The sequence below is a fragment of the Paenarthrobacter sp. TA1.8 genome (genome assembly GCF_048595705.1).
GTDB classification, from domain to species: domain Bacteria; phylum Actinomycetota; class Actinomycetes; order Actinomycetales; family Micrococcaceae; genus Arthrobacter; species Arthrobacter nitroguajacolicus.
Genome location: NZ_CP184287.1, coordinates 2,641,983 through 2,658,486 on the forward strand (window position 1 = coordinate 2,641,983; position 16,504 = coordinate 2,658,486).

General features: G+C 62.4%; 13 protein-coding genes. 4 read left to right on the forward strand and 9 right to left on the reverse strand.

Annotation, left to right across the window (positions count from 1 at the left end; translation table 11 throughout):
- Nucleotide 1: 1 nt before the first annotated feature.
- From alaS to ACNAOT_RS12205, 5 genes are all read right to left on the reverse strand, one after another.
- Nucleotides 2-2,680, reverse strand: coding sequence for an alanine--tRNA ligase (gene alaS / locus ACNAOT_RS12185; protein ID WP_420178207.1), 2,679 nt, complete (start codon nt 2,678-2,680; stop codon nt 2-4).
- 115 nt (nt 2,681-2,795) lie between these two features.
- A complete protein-coding gene (locus ACNAOT_RS12190) occupies nt 2,796-3,026 on the reverse strand; it encodes a hypothetical protein (RefSeq protein ID WP_208295800.1) in 231 nt (76 codons plus the stop codon).
- Nucleotides 3,027-3,096: 70 nt separating this feature from the next.
- Entirely contained in the window at nt 3,097-3,471 is a 375-nt protein-coding gene (locus ACNAOT_RS12195) for a DUF948 domain-containing protein (protein WP_420178208.1), read from the reverse strand.
- A gap of 157 nt (nt 3,472-3,628) precedes the next feature.
- Entirely contained in the window at nt 3,629-4,249 is a 621-nt protein-coding gene (gene rpsD, locus ACNAOT_RS12200; protein ID WP_011774968.1) for a 30S ribosomal protein S4, read from the reverse strand.
- Between the two features lie 205 nt (nt 4,250-4,454).
- Complete coding sequence (locus ACNAOT_RS12205; RefSeq protein ID WP_420178209.1) at nt 4,455-5,951, reverse strand: replication-associated recombination protein A; 1,497 nt, start codon at nt 5,949-5,951, stop codon at nt 4,455-4,457.
- 41 nt (nt 5,952-5,992) lie between these two features.
- Between ACNAOT_RS12205 and ACNAOT_RS12210 the strand changes: the two genes are divergently transcribed.
- Complete coding sequence (locus ACNAOT_RS12210; RefSeq protein ID WP_420178210.1) at nt 5,993-6,592, forward strand: Vms1/Ankzf1 family peptidyl-tRNA hydrolase; 600 nt, start codon at nt 5,993-5,995, stop codon at nt 6,590-6,592.
- On the opposite strand, the gene ACNAOT_RS12215 is transcribed toward ACNAOT_RS12210, so the two are convergent.
- The 3 genes from ACNAOT_RS12215 to hisS form a co-directional block, all read right to left on the reverse strand.
- Complete coding sequence (locus tag ACNAOT_RS12215) at nt 6,589-7,371, reverse strand: GNAT family N-acetyltransferase (protein WP_420178211.1); 783 nt, start codon at nt 7,369-7,371, stop codon at nt 6,589-6,591. The genes ACNAOT_RS12210 and ACNAOT_RS12215 overlap by 4 nt on opposite strands.
- A gap of 67 nt (nt 7,372-7,438) precedes the next feature.
- Complete coding sequence (aspS, locus tag ACNAOT_RS12220; RefSeq protein ID WP_178992614.1) at nt 7,439-9,244, reverse strand: aspartate--tRNA ligase; 1,806 nt, start codon at nt 9,242-9,244, stop codon at nt 7,439-7,441.
- A 110-nt stretch (nt 9,245-9,354) separates the two neighbouring features.
- On the reverse strand, nt 9,355-10,704 hold the full coding sequence (gene hisS / locus ACNAOT_RS12225; protein ID WP_420178213.1) for a histidine--tRNA ligase: 1,350 nt from the start codon (nt 10,702-10,704) through the stop codon (nt 9,355-9,357).
- A gap of 206 nt (nt 10,705-10,910) precedes the next feature.
- Between hisS and ACNAOT_RS12230 the strand changes: the two genes are divergently transcribed.
- The 3 genes from ACNAOT_RS12230 (at nt 10,911) to ACNAOT_RS12240 (ending at nt 14,075) form a co-directional block, all read left to right on the forward strand.
- A complete protein-coding gene (locus tag ACNAOT_RS12230; RefSeq protein ID WP_420178214.1) occupies nt 10,911-11,705 on the forward strand; it encodes a peptidylprolyl isomerase in 795 nt (264 codons plus the stop codon).
- 66 nt (nt 11,706-11,771) lie between these two features.
- A complete protein-coding gene (locus ACNAOT_RS12235; protein ID WP_420178215.1) occupies nt 11,772-13,364 on the forward strand; it encodes a DUF349 domain-containing protein in 1,593 nt (530 codons plus the stop codon).
- A 102-nt stretch (nt 13,365-13,466) separates the two neighbouring features.
- Nucleotides 13,467-14,075 (forward strand): hypothetical protein, encoded by a 609-nt coding sequence (locus ACNAOT_RS12240; RefSeq protein WP_179016515.1) that lies wholly within the window; start codon nt 13,467-13,469, stop codon nt 14,073-14,075.
- On the opposite strand, the gene ACNAOT_RS12245 is transcribed toward ACNAOT_RS12240, so the two are convergent.
- Nucleotides 14,072-16,465: a RelA/SpoT family protein gene (locus ACNAOT_RS12245; RefSeq protein ID WP_420178216.1), complete on the reverse strand. Its 2,394-nt coding sequence runs from the start codon at nt 16,463-16,465 to the stop codon at nt 14,072-14,074. The genes ACNAOT_RS12240 and ACNAOT_RS12245 overlap by 4 nt on opposite strands.
- Nucleotides 16,466-16,504 lie beyond the last annotated feature (39 nt).

The following is a 16,504-nucleotide window of genomic DNA, read 5'->3' on the forward strand; positions in this document are numbered from 1 at the left end:
GTCAGCGCTTGGCTATCGCATCCACCACCGCTGTGAGGGCCTCGGAGACCTTCCCAGCGTCGGTGCCGCCGCCTTGGGCGACATCGTCCTTGCCGCCGCCGCCACCACCGAGGATCCCTGCGGCCAGGCGGACAAGCATGCCGGCCTTTACGCCTGCTTCCCGGGCAGCCTCGTTGGTAGCGATCAGAATGACGGGCCGGTCATTGCTCACACCCGCAACAGCCACGGTGGAGGCCTCTGAACCCAAGCGATTACGCAGATCCACGGCGAGGTTGCGCAGATCGTCAGCTCCGCCCACCTGACCGGCGTCGTGAGCTACCACCCGAACACCAGCGGCATCCTTGGCGGTACCCACCAGGTTTGCGGCCGCTGCTGCTAGTTGTTCCTTGCGGAGGCGGTCAAGCTCCTTCTCCGTGGCCTTGAGCTTGTTCAGGGTGCTGGAGATGCGGTCAGCGAGTTGTCCGGACGGAACTTTCAAGAGTTCCGTGAGCTCGGAAACCAGAGCACGCTCGGCTGCCAAGTGACGGAATGCGTCCAAGCCAACAAAAGCCTCGACACGACGGTTTCCGGACCCAACAGACTGTTCGCCCAGCAAGGAAAGGCTGCCGATCAGGGAAGTGTTGGAAACGTGGGTGCCACCGCACAATTCGCGGGACCACGCGCCGTCGATCTCCACTACGCGGACTTCGCTGCCGTAGTTCTCACCGAACAGAGCCATGGCGCCCAGTGCTTTGGCTTCAGCGAGCCCCATGACTTTGGTGTCCACCCGGTAGTTGTTCCGGATGGCGATGTTGGAGACCTCTTCGATTTCAGACCGTGTGGCGGTGCTCAAACCCTCGCCCCAGGCGAAGTCGAAGCGAAGGTACCCGGCCTTGTTGTAGGAACCACGCTGGGTAGCTTCCGGGCCCAGGATCTGGTGCAGTGCCGCATGCACAATGTGCGTGCCGGTGTGGGCCTGCTCGGCAGCATGGCGGCGTTCACGGTCGACGGCGGCGCGCACCAGCGCGTCGGAACCGATCTCACCTTCACGGACAATTGCTGTGTGCACGCTCAGGCCCTTGATGGGACGCTGCACGTCCAGGACCTCCACCACGAAGCCATCGCCGGTGATGAGGCCGGTGTCAGCCGACTGGCCACCGGCTTCTGCATAGAACGGGGTTTCGTTGAGGACCAACTCAATCTCATCGCCGGTGGAGGCGTGCGCTACGGCGCGGCCACCGCTGACGATGCCGCGGACCTTTGCCTCGCCCTCAAGTTCGTCGTATCCCGTGAAGACGGTCTCGCTCTTGCCGAGGAGCTCCTGGTAGGCGCTGAGGTCGGCGTGGCCGCCCTTCTTGCCCTTTGCATCGGCCTGGGCACGCTGGCGCTGCTCGAGCATGAGCGCACGGAAGCCTGCCTCGTCCACCTTGAGCCCGGCTTCTTCCGCCATTTCCAAGGTCAGGTCAATCGGGAAGCCGTAAGTGTCGTGCAAGGCGAAAGCGTCCGCGCCGGACAGGGGAACGCCGGCAGCCTTCGATTCGGCTACTGCATCCTCCAGGCGGGCCGTACCGGAAGCAATAGTGCGCAGGAACGCCTTTTCTTCGGCGTAGGCAATACGGCTAATGCGGGCAAAGTCAGTCTCCACCACCGGGTAGACGCCCTTCATGGCGTCGCGGGAGGCGGGAAGGAGGTCAGGCAGGCAAGCTTTTTCGACGCCGAGCAGGCGCATGGCGCGTACAGCGCGGCGGATGAGCCGGCGCAGCACGTAGCCACGGCCCTCATTGGACGGTGCGACGCCGTCAGCGATGAGCATCAACGCAGAGCGAATGTGGTCGCCAACGACGCGCATGCGGACATCGTCCGTGTGGTGCGGGTCTTCCGGAGATTCAGCCGAGGTGTACTCGCGGCCGGACAATTCAGCAGCTTTGTCGATGACCGGACGGACCTGATCGGTCTCATACATGTTTTCGACACCCTGGAGGATCATCGCGAGACGTTCCATGCCCAAGCCGGTGTCAATGTTCTTCTGCGGCAGTTCACCAACGATGTCAAAGTCCACCTTGGAGCGGACGTTCTCGATCTGGTACTGCATGAACACGAGGTTCCAGATTTCGATGTAACGGGTCTCGTCGGCCAGGGGGCCGCCTTCGATTCCGTAGGCGGGGCCGCGGTCGTAATAGATCTCCGAGCAGGGGCCGGCCGGGCCCGGCTGGCCAGTTGACCAGTAGTTGTCAGCCTTGCCCATGCGCTGGATGCGCTCTGCGGGAATTCCGGTGTTCTTGAGCCACAGCTCCTTGGCTTCGTCGTCCTCTTCGTAGACAGTCACCCAAAGACGTTCGGCCGGAAGCCCGTAGCCGCCGTCGTCAACACTGGTGGTGAGCAGCTCGAAAGCGAACTTGATGGCGTCTTCCTTGAAGTAATCGCCAAAGGAAAAGTTGCCACACATTTGGAAGAACGTGCCGTGGCGGGCGGTCTTGCCCACTTCCTCGATGTCTCCTGTGCGGATGCACTTCTGGACGCTCGTTGCACGGCTGTAGGGAGGCTCTTCGCGCGCGGTCAGGTAAGGAATGAAAGGCACCATTCCGGCCACAGTGAAGAGAAGTGACGGGTCGCTGGAAACGAGCGACGCGGAGGGAACGGCGGTGTGGCCCTTGTTGACAAAAAAGTCCACCCAGCGCTTGGTGATCTCCTGCGACTTCATTAGCTGATTACTTACCCTTCTCAATTCACTGCACACGATGTGCGCGGAACCGGCTGGTGCCGTTCCGCAGCTTTCCATTCTGCCCTGTTGAGGGCGTGGGGGCGAACCGCTCCCACTAGCGCCGAGCGGCTCCGGCGTCGTCGATCCCCAACGCTGCCCGCAAATCCTCTTCGCGTTGATGCATCCCTGTACGCACGGCGTCGGCAAAGTCGAACAGTCCGTCAGCCATCCGGCCGACGGCACGATTAAGGCCCTCCGGCCCAAGGTTTGCTTGCGCTTCGGTGATCTTACGGAAGGCAATGACGCCGATGGCGACGCCGATGCCCATCCAGACAATTCTCTTCATGAGGTTTCAGTCTCCCTGTAATTCAGCAGTTGGCTTGTTCGGCGGCTGACTTGTTCGGCGGCTGACTTGTTCAGCGGCTGCGACGGCCGGAGGAAGGCGTCCGGCGTCCGGCGAAGGCAGAACGAACGCCATAGCTGAAGGCAGCCACCTTGATCAGCGGTGAGCCTACCGTGGCTGCAATGAGCGAGGACAACGCGGAGATGTTGGCTGATGCATCGGAGACGTTGGAGGCGATGCCGTCAACCTTCTTCAACTGCTGGTTGGTGGTGGTGACCGTTGCAGTCACTTCATCCATCAGGGGCGTGGCGCCGTCGCTGATGGAACGGATGGAGGTTCGCACCTCGTCAAAGACGCCGCCCAGCTTCAAAATGGGCACGGCCAAAAGCAAGACGAGGAGTGCGAAGACTCCTGCTGCGATGAGGCCGGCGATGTCGCCACCAGACATAGAATTTCTCTCCTTGGATCGTTTCGCTGCCTCGCACCAGCCGGTTCACGGCTTTGGCCGAAGCCTCCCCAAGTACCTTACCTATTTGGACCGGTACCTTACATACAAAGAAGCCCGTGGCGTGTGCCACGGGCTTCTTTGTATGCGCTGCTTGAATTTAGCGAGCGTAGAATTCGACGACGAGCTGCTCTTCGCAGATCACGGGGACCTCGGAGCGCTTCGGGCGACGAACCAGGCGGGCCTGAAGGGCGTCAATCTTGACGTCCAGGTATGCCGGCACGTTGTTGAGCACGTGTGCGCCAGCGGCTGCCACCTGGAACGGGGGCATAACCTCGGAGCGGCTGTGAACGTGGATGAGCTGGCCTTCGCCAACGCGGAAGGACGGGCGGTCCACGCGGATGCCGTCAACCATGATGTGGCGGTGCACAACCAGCTGGCGGGCCTGTGCGATGGTGCGGGCGAAGCCTGCACGGAGCACGAGGGCGTCCAAACGCATTTCGAGCAGCTCAACCAGGTTTTCACCGGTGAGGCCCTTGGTGCGGCGTGCTTCTTCGAAGGCACGGGTCATCTGGGCTTCGCGGATGCCGTACTGGGCGCGCAGACGCTGCTTTTCGCGCAGACGTACGGCGTAGTCGGAGTCCTGCTTCTTGCGGGCACGGCCATGCTCGCCGGGGCCGTACGGACGGCGCTCCATGTACTTGGCGGCCTTGGGGGTCAGAGCAATGCCGAGTGCACGCGAAAGGCGTGCGGTACGGCGAGCACGAGTGTTGTTAGCCACTTGTGTCCTTCCAATTACTGCGGTGTGTCAGTGTTACTGGCCTCCATCAGGGAGAGCATCGGCCAACCGCTGCCTCTTGCTACTAGCCCGGGCGCACAGCACTATTGAAGAAATCTTCAAAGGGGTTGTGCGTCGGGCCATGCCAGACAAGCAATTATCCTATCACGCGCAGGGCCGCCACCCGCAGTTGGCCTGATCCTGCCGGCTACTCCCCGCGTATGATCTTGCGGAGCCGTTCCAGCCTGGCGGCAATATCCCGTTCAGCTCCGTTATTGGTGGGCTGGTAATAGTCCTTACCCACCAGGTCATCCGGCGGATACTGCTGGGTTGCCACACCGTGTGGTTCGTCGTGCGCGTACTTGTAGCTCTTGCCATGGCCCAACTGTTTGGCCCCGGGGTAGTGTGCGTCACGCAAATGCATGGGAATGCCGCCACCAAAACCTGCACGAACGTCGGCCACCGCTTTGTTCAAACCCATATAGGCGGCATTGGACTTGGGCGCAGTGGCCAGGTGGACCACGGCTTCGGCCAACACGATGCGGCCCTCCGGCATACCGATCAACTGCACTGCCTGCGCCGCCGCGACTGCAGTCTGCAACGCCGTGGGGTCGGCCATGCCAATATCCTCGGCCGCCGAGATCACGATCCGTCTCGCCACGAACCTTGGGTCCTCCCCGGCTTCAAGCATGCGTGCCAAATAGTGCAAGGCCGCGTCCACGTCCGAGCCCCGGATGGACTTGATGAACGCACTGGCCACATCGTAGTGCTGGTCGCCGGCGCGGTCGTAGCGAACGGCCGCCGCATCCAAGGCGCGTTCAGTATGCCGGAGTTCCACCAATACCGGAGCATCAGGCAGGCCGTCGTTGGCGAGTCCGGATTCGCCGTCGTCAGCGTCGCCCTCCCCTTCGGCCACTGTTGGGGCGTCATCCGAAATATCGACGGCGGTAGAGTCACCGAAGGCGACGCCGGCAGCTGCTTCCAGTGCTGTCAGCGCCCGTCGGGCATCACCGCCGGATAGCCGGACCAGGTGGTCCAATGCCTCGGGGCTAAGCTCCACACGGCCGGCAAGGCCGCGGGCGTCGGCCACAGCCCTCTGCAGCAGTCCCGAAATGTCGTCATCGGTGAGCGGCTTCAGGGTGAGCAGGAGTGAGCGTGACAGGAGCGGCGACACCACGGAGAAGGAAGGATTTTCCGTGGTTGCAGCTACCAGCACAACCCAGCGGTTCTCGACACCGGGCAGCAGTGCATCCTGTTGGGCCTTGTTAAAGCGATGAATCTCGTCGAGGAAGAGAACCGTGGTTTTCTTGTACAGGTCCCGGGCCGTCAGGGCCTCGTCCATGACGCGCCGGACGTCCTTGACTCCGGCGGTGATTGCCGACAACTCAACGAACTTACGTCCGGGTCCGCGCGCGATCACGTGGGCGAGCGTGGTCTTCCCTGTCCCGGGAGGCCCCCAAAGGATCACCGAGCTCGGACCCGCCGGGCCGGCAGCCTCAGCACCCGCTGCCAGTTGCCGCAAAGGCGAACCTTGCCCCAGGAGGTGCTGCTGCCCTACCACCTCGTCCAGCGACCGGGGACGCATTCTTACCGCCAGTGGACTGCGTTGGGAAGCCATCCAATGAGCATCGGAGGGACCCCCTGACGCAGGCAGATCCTCCGACTCGTCGTCGTCAACTGCACCGGCACCAAAGAGATCTTCCACATGGATAGGCTACTCATAGTTCCAGCAAAGGAGACATCGACGTGGATCGCCGAGCATCTGCCCCGCACCAGCCTTCCGGCAGGCGGACCGCTTTGGTGCCCGCGGCCAGGTTGCAGGGTTGGGCCGACCGGTTCGCGGAGAGCCACGGCGCCGTTGCTGAAGACCTCGACGACGGTGGGCTGCTCCTGCGGGCAGCCGACGGTGCGACTGCAATGTTGAAGGCCCCTTGGCCGGCTGACGGACGTCCGGGACGGGGCGGTACTGAGCTGGAACGCCTGGCTTCGCTTGCGAACCAGGAAAGGCGGCTTGGACTACTCCTTATTCGCAGGGGCGGCTACGCCATAGCTGCTGCCAGCGGTTCCACGATCCTGGCTTCGAAGAGCGGCAGTCGTTTCCTCGAAGCCAAAGCCACGGCAGAACAGGCCTCCCGCATCTTCAACGAACACCGCATTGAGTACATCGTCCCGGGCGGCGACCGCGTCCTGGTGGATCAGCTTCTCTCCCAGCCCTTACTCAAAGCCATAGCAGGACGGACTCGCTTAGCCTTCCTGGACATTCAAGGGCCAAGGACTGCCGTGCTGGCGAAAGCGGCTGCCGACGCCTGCTCTGTGCGCATTACGGTCACCGACCCGCAACCCTAGCAGCCGCTGGACGCACGCCTCAGCGGCGCCTGCCGGTACAGGTAGCTGCCGGAGTGGGCGAAACCTGCTTGCGAGTACAGTATCTGCGCTCCACGATTGGCCTCGGTGACGAGGAGCCAGAATCCCTTAAGATCCTGCCGGGTCCCGGCGTGCAACAACGCAGTCAGCACGTCCGTCCCATAGCCGCGCCTGCGGTGCCCGGCCGACGTCGCCATGCTGTAAATTCCGCCCCAACCATCCACCAGGGCGAGACGCCCGACGGCGGCGGGGACGCCGTCGTCGTCCCTCACCATTGCGTACAGCGCCGGACAGCCGCTGAGAATCTTGTGGGCGACGGACAGTTCTGCACTACCGCCACGGCCGTCCACGGACCACCAGACGCGCAGCCATTCTTCGGAGGGCTCATCAGCCAGTTCAACGTTCCGTCCCGAACTGCTGACCGGCAGCTCATCCATGCCGCGGACCATGATCCTCGTTGCGGATTGCCTGGTGAAGCGTTGCTCATCCAGGACGGCATTGAGCCCGGCACTGCGGTGGTCATCGAACACCTGGAAGATCAAGGGAAGGCGACGATGCCGATACCACTCCGCTGCTGCACGCACGCCTCGTGTGATGCCCGGCTTGCCGTTCGGGCCGCCGCCCGAGGTGCTTGGCCACACGGAGTTAGCCCTCTGAGTAACTCCGCCCGAAGCACGGAGGACCCACTCCCCCGATTTTTCACGCTCAAGGGCGGGCCAGGCCTTGTCCATAAGTGTTTCCAGGACTGCTTGCTCCATCATGCGGGTCTCCTTGTGGCTGGAACGCAAAAAGCTCCCCACATCAGTGAGGAGCCTTTTGGGCAGAAACTTACTCGGACTTGGTTTCCGGCTTGGCTGCGGGCTTGGACTCCGACTTGACCTCCGGTTTGAAGTCGACGCCGGCTTCCTTGCGCTGCTGCGGCGTGATCGGTGCCGGTGCCGCGGTCAGGGGGTCGTAGCCGTTGCCCGACTTCGGGAAGGCAATGACGTCGCGGATCGACTCGACGCCGGCCAGCAAAGCAACCACACGGTCCCAGCCCAGTGCCATTCCGCCGTGCGGAGGTGCACCGTACTTGAAACCTTCGAGCAGGAAGCCGAACTTGGTTTCGGCGTCTTCCTTGTCCAGGCCCATGAGCTGGAAGACGCGTTCCTGTACTTCGCGCTCATGGATACGGATGGAACCGCCACCGATCTCGTTGCCGTTGCAGACGATGTCGTAGGCGTAGGAGAGCGCCGATTCCGGGTCCTTGTCGAAGGTGTCCAGGAACTCGGGCTTTGGCGAGGTGAAGGCGTGGTGCACAGCCGTCCACTGGCCACCGCCGACTGCAACGTCACCGGACGCGACAGCCGCGGCCGCGGGTTCGAACATGGGAGCGTCCACGATCCAGACGAAAGCCCAGTCCTTGGGGTCGATCAGGCCGGTGCGGTGACCGATTTCAACGCGGGCAGCACCCAGCAGGGCGCGGGCTGCGGACTTTTCGCCTGCCGCGAAGAAGATGCAGTCGCCGGGCTTGGCGCCAACAGCGTCCGCCAGGCCTTCGCGCTCGGCCTCGGTCAGGTTCTTGGCCACCGGGCCAGCCAACTCGCCGTCTTCCTTGAACAGGACATAGGCCAGGCCCTTGTGCCCGCGCTGCTTGGCAAATTCCTGCCAACCGTCCAGGGTACGGCGCGGCTGGGAAGCGCCACCGGGCATCACGACGGCGCCCACGTACGGCGCCTTGAAGACACCGAAGTTGGTGTCCTTGAAGAACTCGGTGAGCTCAGTCAGTTCAACACCGAAACGCAGGTCCGGCTTGTCCGAGCCGTACTTGGCCATGGCGTCCAAGTACGTCATACGGCGGATCGGGGTGGGGATCTCGACGTCGATCAGCTGCCACAAGGCCTTGACGATTGCCTCGCCGAGCTCAATGACGTCGTCCTGGTCCACGAAGCTGGCTTCGATGTCCAGCTGCGTGAATTCCGGCTGCCGGTCCGCGCGGAAATCCTCATCACGGTAGCAGCGGGCAATCTGGTAGTACTTCTCGAAGCCGCCCACTTGGAGGAGCTGCTTGAAAAGCTGCGGCGACTGCGGAAGGGCGTACCAGGAACCCGGCGCCAGACGTGCCGGGACCACGAAGTCACGGGCGCCTTCCGGCGTCGAACGCGTCAGCGTGGGGGTCTCGATTTCGACGTAGCCCCGCTGGTGGAGGAGTTCACGTGCCACACGGTTCGCCTCGGAACGCAGACGCATGTTGCGGGCGGGGCCGGGGCGGCGGAGGTCAAGGTAGCGGTGCTTGAGACGGGCTTCCTCGCCGACCTCCACGTGTTCGTCGATCTGGAACGGCAGGGGTTCGGAGGTGTTGAGGATGACAACCTTGTCCGCGATGACCTCTATCTCACCCGTAGCCAACGCAGGGTTCTCATTGCCTTCAGGACGCTTGTTGACAGTACCCGTCACCTGCAGGACGTACTCATTCCGCAAGCCGTGGAAGACCTCTTCCTCACGGACAACCACCTGGGCTACACCGGACGCATCACGCAGGTCAACGAATGCAACGCCACCGTGATCACGGCGGCGCCCCACCCAGCCGGCCAGGGTAACGGTTTGTCCAATGTGCTCGGAGCGAAGAGATCCGAGGTCATGTGTGCGCAGCACAGCATTCCTTTCAGCATGAAATATAGGGGGATCGTTGCAAAGACGATCCCGTCCGAGTTTACCCGCCCCCGCCACAGCTCATGCCACGAGGACGGAACAATGGATGTTTCCTAGCCCGCGGTGGTAACGCGGACGAACAAATCCTCTGCAGAGGGCGTCCAGCTGGCGGGGTCGGCGTCAACCTGTTCCCCGGAACGGATGTCCTTGACCTGGTGGTTGCCGTCGTCGTCGGTGAACCAGACGAAAGGGATGCCCCGGCGATCAGCGAACTTAATCTGCTTTCCGAACTTCTCGGCCTTGGCGGCCACCTCCGTGGCAATCCCCCGGCCCCGCAATTGGGCTGCAATGTCCTGCGCAGCCGACCAGCTGTCGTCCGAGTTCAGGGCGACCAGTACCGCCGTAGGCACAGAACGCGACGCTGTGGCCAGTTCCTGGCTGAGGATGCGGGAAACAAGCCGCGTCACGCCGATGGAAAGTCCGACGCCGGGGAACTTGCGGTTGCCCTTGCTGGCAAGTGCGTCATAGCGGCCTCCGGAGCAAATGGAACCCAGCTGCTCGTGGCCCACAAGCACCGTCTCAACCACGGTCCCCGTGTAGTAGTCCAGGCCGCGGGCGATGCTGAGGTCTGCCACTACCTTGCCGGGAGCGCGCTGGACTGCCGCCTGGATGACCTGCTCAAGTTCATTGAGGCCCTCTTCAAGGAGATCGTCCTTCACTCCGAGCGCGCGGACCTTGTCCACGAAGGAGGTGTCCTCCGTACGGATCGTGGCCAATTCGAGGGCAAGACCGGCCTGTTCATCAGTAGCACCTAGCTCGCTCTTCAACAGCTCCGCCACCTTCGCGGCACCGATCTTTTCCAGTTTGTCGATGCTACGCAGTACTCCGGCCGTGTCCGTCAGCCCAATGCCGCGATAGAAGCCTTCGGCCAGCTTGCGGTTGTTGATCCGGAGCCGGAAGTCCGGGATCGGCAGGGCGCTAAGGGCCTCAGCGATGACCAGCGCGATTTCGACGTCGTAGCGGAACGGCAGTTCGCCGTCGCCCACAACATCGATGTCTGCCTGGGTGAACTCGCGTGCCCGGCCTTCCTGCGGCCGCTCGCCCCGCCAGACCTTCTGGATCTGGTACCGGCGGAAGGGAAATGCCAGGTACCCGGCGTTCTCCACCACGTAGCGGGCGAAGGGAACGGTCAGGTCGAAGTGGAGGGCCAAGGCGTTCGGGTCAGCCTTGTCGGATTTAGCATCCTCACCCTCATCGTCCTGCAGCCTGCTCAGGCCGTAGACCTCTTTGTCGATCTCGCCTTTGCGAAGCAGCTGGCCCACGGTCTCAACAGCGCGGGTCTCAATGGAAGAAAAGCCGTGTAGCTCAAACGTCTTCCGGAGCGTATCCAGCACATGGAGCTCCACCAACCGCTCCTGGGGAAGCCACTCGGGGAATCCGGACAGGGAGGCGGTACGTGCCATGGTGGAAAAGTCTCCTCGAAGTAAGCTGAAACTGGCTTTGCACCGCAGCTTTAAACGCCCTTTCGGCGTTTACAGGGCGGGCGTCCAGCCGGTCATGCATAAACTATGTGCGGCAGCCAGTTTATGCTTTCCGCGCGTGCACATCTAATGCAGCATGCCCGGTTCCTGTCGGCAGCCACCCAAAGTGGACACAATCAGGAGGACTCTTGGCAACAAGGTCGCGGGATGACCGCGAAGCGAAACGGCGCATCAGGCAGATGGAAGCGAAGCGTGCCCTGCGGCAGGAACAGGGCAAACGACGCAAACGTGACAACACCATCGCCGTGAGTGCAGCTGGCGTTGCAGTGGTTCTGGCCGTAGTGCTGCAACTGACCGCCTTCAGTTCCAACCCCACCGAGGCTGAGTTCGCCGCCGCGGAGGCCGGGCTCAGTTCGCCCTCCGCTTCCCCGTCCGCTTCCAACAGCGCCGACATTCCCAGCCCTGATACGGCTGCCGGAAAGACCTTCACCGGCGAGCTGGCGTTGAACAGCGGTGTTGTCGGTTTGGAACTCAACGGAACCGCCGCTCCGCAAGCTGCTGCCGTGTTCAAGTCCCTGAGCGACGCCAGCTACTACAACGGAGCGTTCTGCCACCGGCTGACAACGTCCGAAACGTTTGGCCTCCTCCAATGCGGAGCCAAATCCGAAGACGGCGCAGACGACGCAAATTATCGGTGGGGGCCACTGGAAAATACCCCCGCAGACAACAAGTACCCTGCAGGGACGATTGCCGTTGCCCGCACCGGCAACGATGCCTATGGAAACGGCCACCAATTCTTCATCGTCTACAAGGACACCACCATTCCGGCTGATACCGCAGGCGGATACACCGTGGTCGGCAAGGTGACCAGCGGCCTGGACGTGGTCACCAAGATCGCCGCAGCAGGCCTTAAGCCCGGTGAAAACGCCACCGACGGCGCCCCTGTGGCACCTGTCACGATAGACTCGTTTTCTCTGAAGTAACCAGCTCCAGGCCCGGCCTGCGGTGCATTACCTGAGCAGTTCCCTCCAAGCGAAAGACTTTTAGCGGTGACAGACAGTCAGAAATCCGACGAAACAGCAGTAGTGGCCAACCAAGACACAGTCGAGGCAACCGGCACCAACGGTACCGAGGCACCAGCTCCGGCGGAGCCCACTCCAGCCAACGAAGCAACTCCGGCTGCCGAATCAGCTCCGGTGGAGGCCGCCCCAGCCGCGGAAACTGCTCCGGCTGCCGCGGAAACACCGGAAGAGGCGCCGGACGCAGAACCCGCAGCCCCTGCCGCTCCACGTCCGACGCCTTCCGCGGCGCCGTCCCCCGCGGCCTTCGCGGCCCGGCCCAAGGCTCCTGCCGCCGTCGTACCTGCCGCCCCGGCGGTCTCCGCTGCCTCACTGGCCGAGGCAGCCAAATGGGGACGGGCTGAAGGTGATGGCCACGTCTTCCTGACGCTGGATGGTGAGGAAATCCCTGTCGGTCAGTACCCGGGTGTCAGCACCGACGAAGCACTTGGCTACTTTGCCCGTAAGTTCGACGACATCATCGCGCAGGTGGTTCTCCTGGAACACCGCGTGGAGTCCAAGGCTCCTGCCACGGACATGCAGAAGACGGTCACTCATTTGCGCGAGCAACTTGCGGAACGCAACATGGTGGGTGACATCCGTGCTGCTGAGGCCCGCTTGGACGCCCTGTCAGCCCAGATCGTAGAACTCGAGAAGTCCGAGAAGGCTGCCCACGAGGCGGTGCGCGCCAACGAACTCGCCGCGCGCGAAGCAATTGTTGCCGAAGCTGAGACCATTGCCGGCCAAGATCCTGCGCAGATTCAGTGGAAGACTTCAAGCGCACGCATGAACGAGTTGTTTGAAACCTGGAAAGCCGCACAAAAGAGCGGGGTCAGGCTTGGCCGTAGTAACGAAGATGCACTGTGGAAGCGCTTCCGCTCGGCACGCACTGTATTTGATCGTCACCGCCGCGCATACTTCTCGCAGCTTGACAGCAATAACTCCGCGGCAAAGTCAGCCAAGGAGGCCTTGATCGCGGAGGCCGAGGCGCTTTCAATGTCTACCGACTGGGGGTTCGCGGCCGGCGAGTACCGCAGGCTGATGGACCAGTGGAAGACCACTCCGCGTGCAAGCCGCAAGGACGATGACGCTCTCTGGGGCCGGTTCCGCGCCGCCCAGGACGTCTTCTTCAGCAACCGCCAGGCCGCCAACGAGCAAATCGACCAGGAATACACTGCGAACCTGGCCGTCAAGGAACAGTTGGTGGCTGAGGCGCAGGCGCTCCTGCCCATCAACGATCTCAACGCCGCCAAGAAGGCCCTGCAGTCCATCAGGGACCGCTGGGAAGATGCCGGCAAGGTTCCCCGCGCCGACATGGGGCGGATTGAGGCCGGGCTTCGCAAGGTCGAAGATGCGGTCCGTGAAGCCGAGGAAGAAAAGTGGCGCCGGAGCAACCCGGAAACCAAGGCCCGCACCAACAGCGCCTTGTCACAGCTTGAATCGGCTATTGCAGGCCTCAAAGACGATCTGGAGAAGGCCGAGAAGGCCGGCGACCAGCGCCGTATCAAGGCCGCCCGAGAGGCTCTGGAAGCTCGCCAGGCATGGCTTGACCAGATCCAGCGCTCGGCAAGCGACCTCGCCTAGAGGACTCCGGGCCAAAATCCTTCCTGCAGGCTCCGTTCCGGTTATCCACATAACCGGGACGGAGCCTGTACTCGTAGGGTGGCCGCACGGAATGATCGATGAATGGTCCCCGCTGTCAACGCCCCGCATTTACTGGAGCCGGTCATCTCCGAGCTCTACTCCCCCAGCCGCATCTTTACGTGGAACGAACTGCAAAGTATGGCGTTCGACGGCATCCTGCTGCCCCTGTACGGGAAGAGTTACGCCTCCCCTGGTGTTGCTGTCACTCACCGCCTCAGAGCCCGTGCAGCGGCGCTCACAGTCCCGGAAAGAATCCGAACCAAGGTTGTGGCCGGCCGGCTCACGGCAGCATGGATCTACGGTTGCGCCAATCCGCCCGAGCACCTGTCACTACTGGTCGATGCAAAACATCGCATATCCAGCCTGCGGGGAACCACACAATGTAGTCTCCATGAGGTTCGGCTGGGTCAGATGGACGTGGTCAGTCTCGGAGGAATGCTGGTCAGCAGCCCACTACGTACCGCGGCGGACATCGCCCTCCACGTCGAACCCGATCGCGCGCTGCCGGCGTTGAAGCGCCTTCTTGAACGCGAGGAGCTTGGCATCAGGCTGCGGCTGCTCACCCTGGCCGTCGAGACGGCTCCCCGAGTGCCACATAAGAAGCGTGCCTTGGCAACACTGGGCCAGCTGGCTTCCTCAGATCCGGGCTAGCTGCGACGGCGGTTCCCCGTGGTGCGATACACGTCAAAAACGCCATCAATGCGGCGAACCGCGTTCAAGACGTGATGCAGGTACTTCGGATCGCCCATTTCGAAGGCAAACTTCGAGATCGCCACTCTGTCACTCGACGTATGAACCGACGCGGCCAGGATGTTCACATGGTTCTCGGACAAGATACGGGTCACGTCGGACAGCAGGGACTTCCTGTCCAAAGCTTCCACCTGAATCTCCACCAGGAACACGCTCGACTGGGTGGGTGCCCACTCAACTTCAACAATTCTGTCCGGCTGGTCACGAAGACCCGAGACATTGGTGCAGTCAGTCCGGTGGACAGAAACTCCTGATCCACGCGTTACGAAGCCCAGGATGGGGTCCGGTGGTACCGGGGTGCAACACCGGGCCAGCTTGACCCACACATCACCCACGCCGCGCACGATGACGCCCGAATCCGAGAACTTCGACTTCGCAACCTGGGTAGGAATACTGACTTCATCGAGGTCTTCGTCGGGTGTTTCATGACCACCCAAGTGCTCCACGAGCTTTTCCATGACGGACTGGGCCGAGGTGTGCCCGTCGCCAACGCCCGCATACAGCCCGGAGATGTCTACATAGTGGAAGTCCTCCGCCACCGCGGACAAAGCGTCGTGCGTCATCAGGCGTTGCAAGGGCAGGTTCTGCTTCCGCATCGCCCGCGTCAGCATGTCCTTGCCGCGTTCAATGGCTTCTTCGCGGCGTTCCTTGGTGAACCATTGGCGGATCTTATTGCGTGCCCGCGCCGACTTGACGAAGTGCTGCCAGTCCTGGCTGGGCCCGGCGCCTTCCGCCTTGGAGGTGAAGATCTCTACCCAGTCGCCATGGTTCAGCTCGCTGTTGAGCGGAACCAATTTGCCATTGACGCGGGCACCAATGGTTCGGTGGCCCACCTCCGTGTGCACGGCGTAGGCGAAGTCCACAGGGGTTGATCCGGCCGGAAGGGCCATGACCTCACCCTTTGGCGTGAAAACAAACACTTCCCGGGCGTTGATCTCGTAGCGGAGCGAATCCAGGAATTCTCCGGGATCCGACGTCTCCTGCTGCCAGTCCACCAGCGACCGCAGCCAGCCCATGTCGCCGTCACGAGGGCTGCCCGGGCCTTGCGCGGTGCGGTTGGGCTGGTCCTTGTACTTCCAGTGGGCTGCCACACCGTATTCTGCACGGCGGTGCATCTCGTGGGTGCGGATCTGGATTTCCACAGGCTTGCCACCCGGGCCAATCACCGTCGTATGCAGTGATTGGTACATGTTGAACTTGGGCATCGCGATGTAGTCCTTGAACCGGCCCGGGAGGGGGTTCCACCGCGAATGCAGCGTCCCCAAGGCGGCGTAGCAATCACGAACCGAATCAACCAGGACACGCACGCCCATGAGGTCGTTGATGTCGTCGAAGTCTTTGTCCCGGACGATCATCTTCTGATAAATCGAGTAGTAGTGCTTGGGCCGGCCAGTGATGGTCGCCTTGATTCGTGCCGTTCGAAGGTCATCCGCTATCTGGTTGCGGATGACGCTGAGGCTCTTTTCCCGCTCCGGTGTGCGGTCGCCCACCATGCGCACGATTTCCTCGTACACCTTGGGATACAGCGCAGCGAAGGAGAGATCTTCCAGCTCCCACTTGATGGTGTTCATACCCAGGCGATGAGCCAGGGGTGCGAAGATCTCCAGGGTCTCACGGGCTTTGCGCGATGAAGACTCCGCGGAAACGAACCGCCAAGTGCGCGCATTGTGGAGGCGGTCTGCAAGCTTGATCATCAGGACACGGATGTCCTTGGCCATCGCGACCACCATCTTGCGAACGGTTTCCGACTGCGCAGCCTCGCCAAAACTGACTTTATCCAGCTTGGTGACGCCATCCACCAACATGGCAACTTCGGGTCCGAAGTCCCGCGTAAGGTCAGCCAGTGTGTAGGGGGTGTCCTCTACTGTGTCGTGAAGCAACGCTGCTGCCAGAGTAGTCCCGGTCATGCCGAGTTCAGCCAGGATGGTGGCCACGGCCACCGGATGGGTGATGTACGGATCACCGCTCTTGCGCTTCTGACCCTGGTGGCTCTGCTCTGCCACTGCGAAGGCGCGTTGGATCAGGTCGAAGTCCTCTTTAGGATTGTTCGCCCGGACCGTCCGCAGCAGTGGCTCCAGGATCGGCGAGTACGGAGCGATTCCCCGTCCCGTCAGGCGGGCAAGCCGGGAACGCGTACGCTCCCGCCGTCCCGGGAAGGTGGGACGCGCGCCGGGAGCATCGACCGGAACCGCAGCTGCAGTCCGTCCGGGCACACTCGTTGCCGGAACTGCCACAGTCTTGCGGCCGTCATTCCCGCCCGCCGGTGGTGCCGACGTCGCACGTTCTTCCACAGAAGTACCCCTCACAACCGATTTAATTCTCCCAGTCTA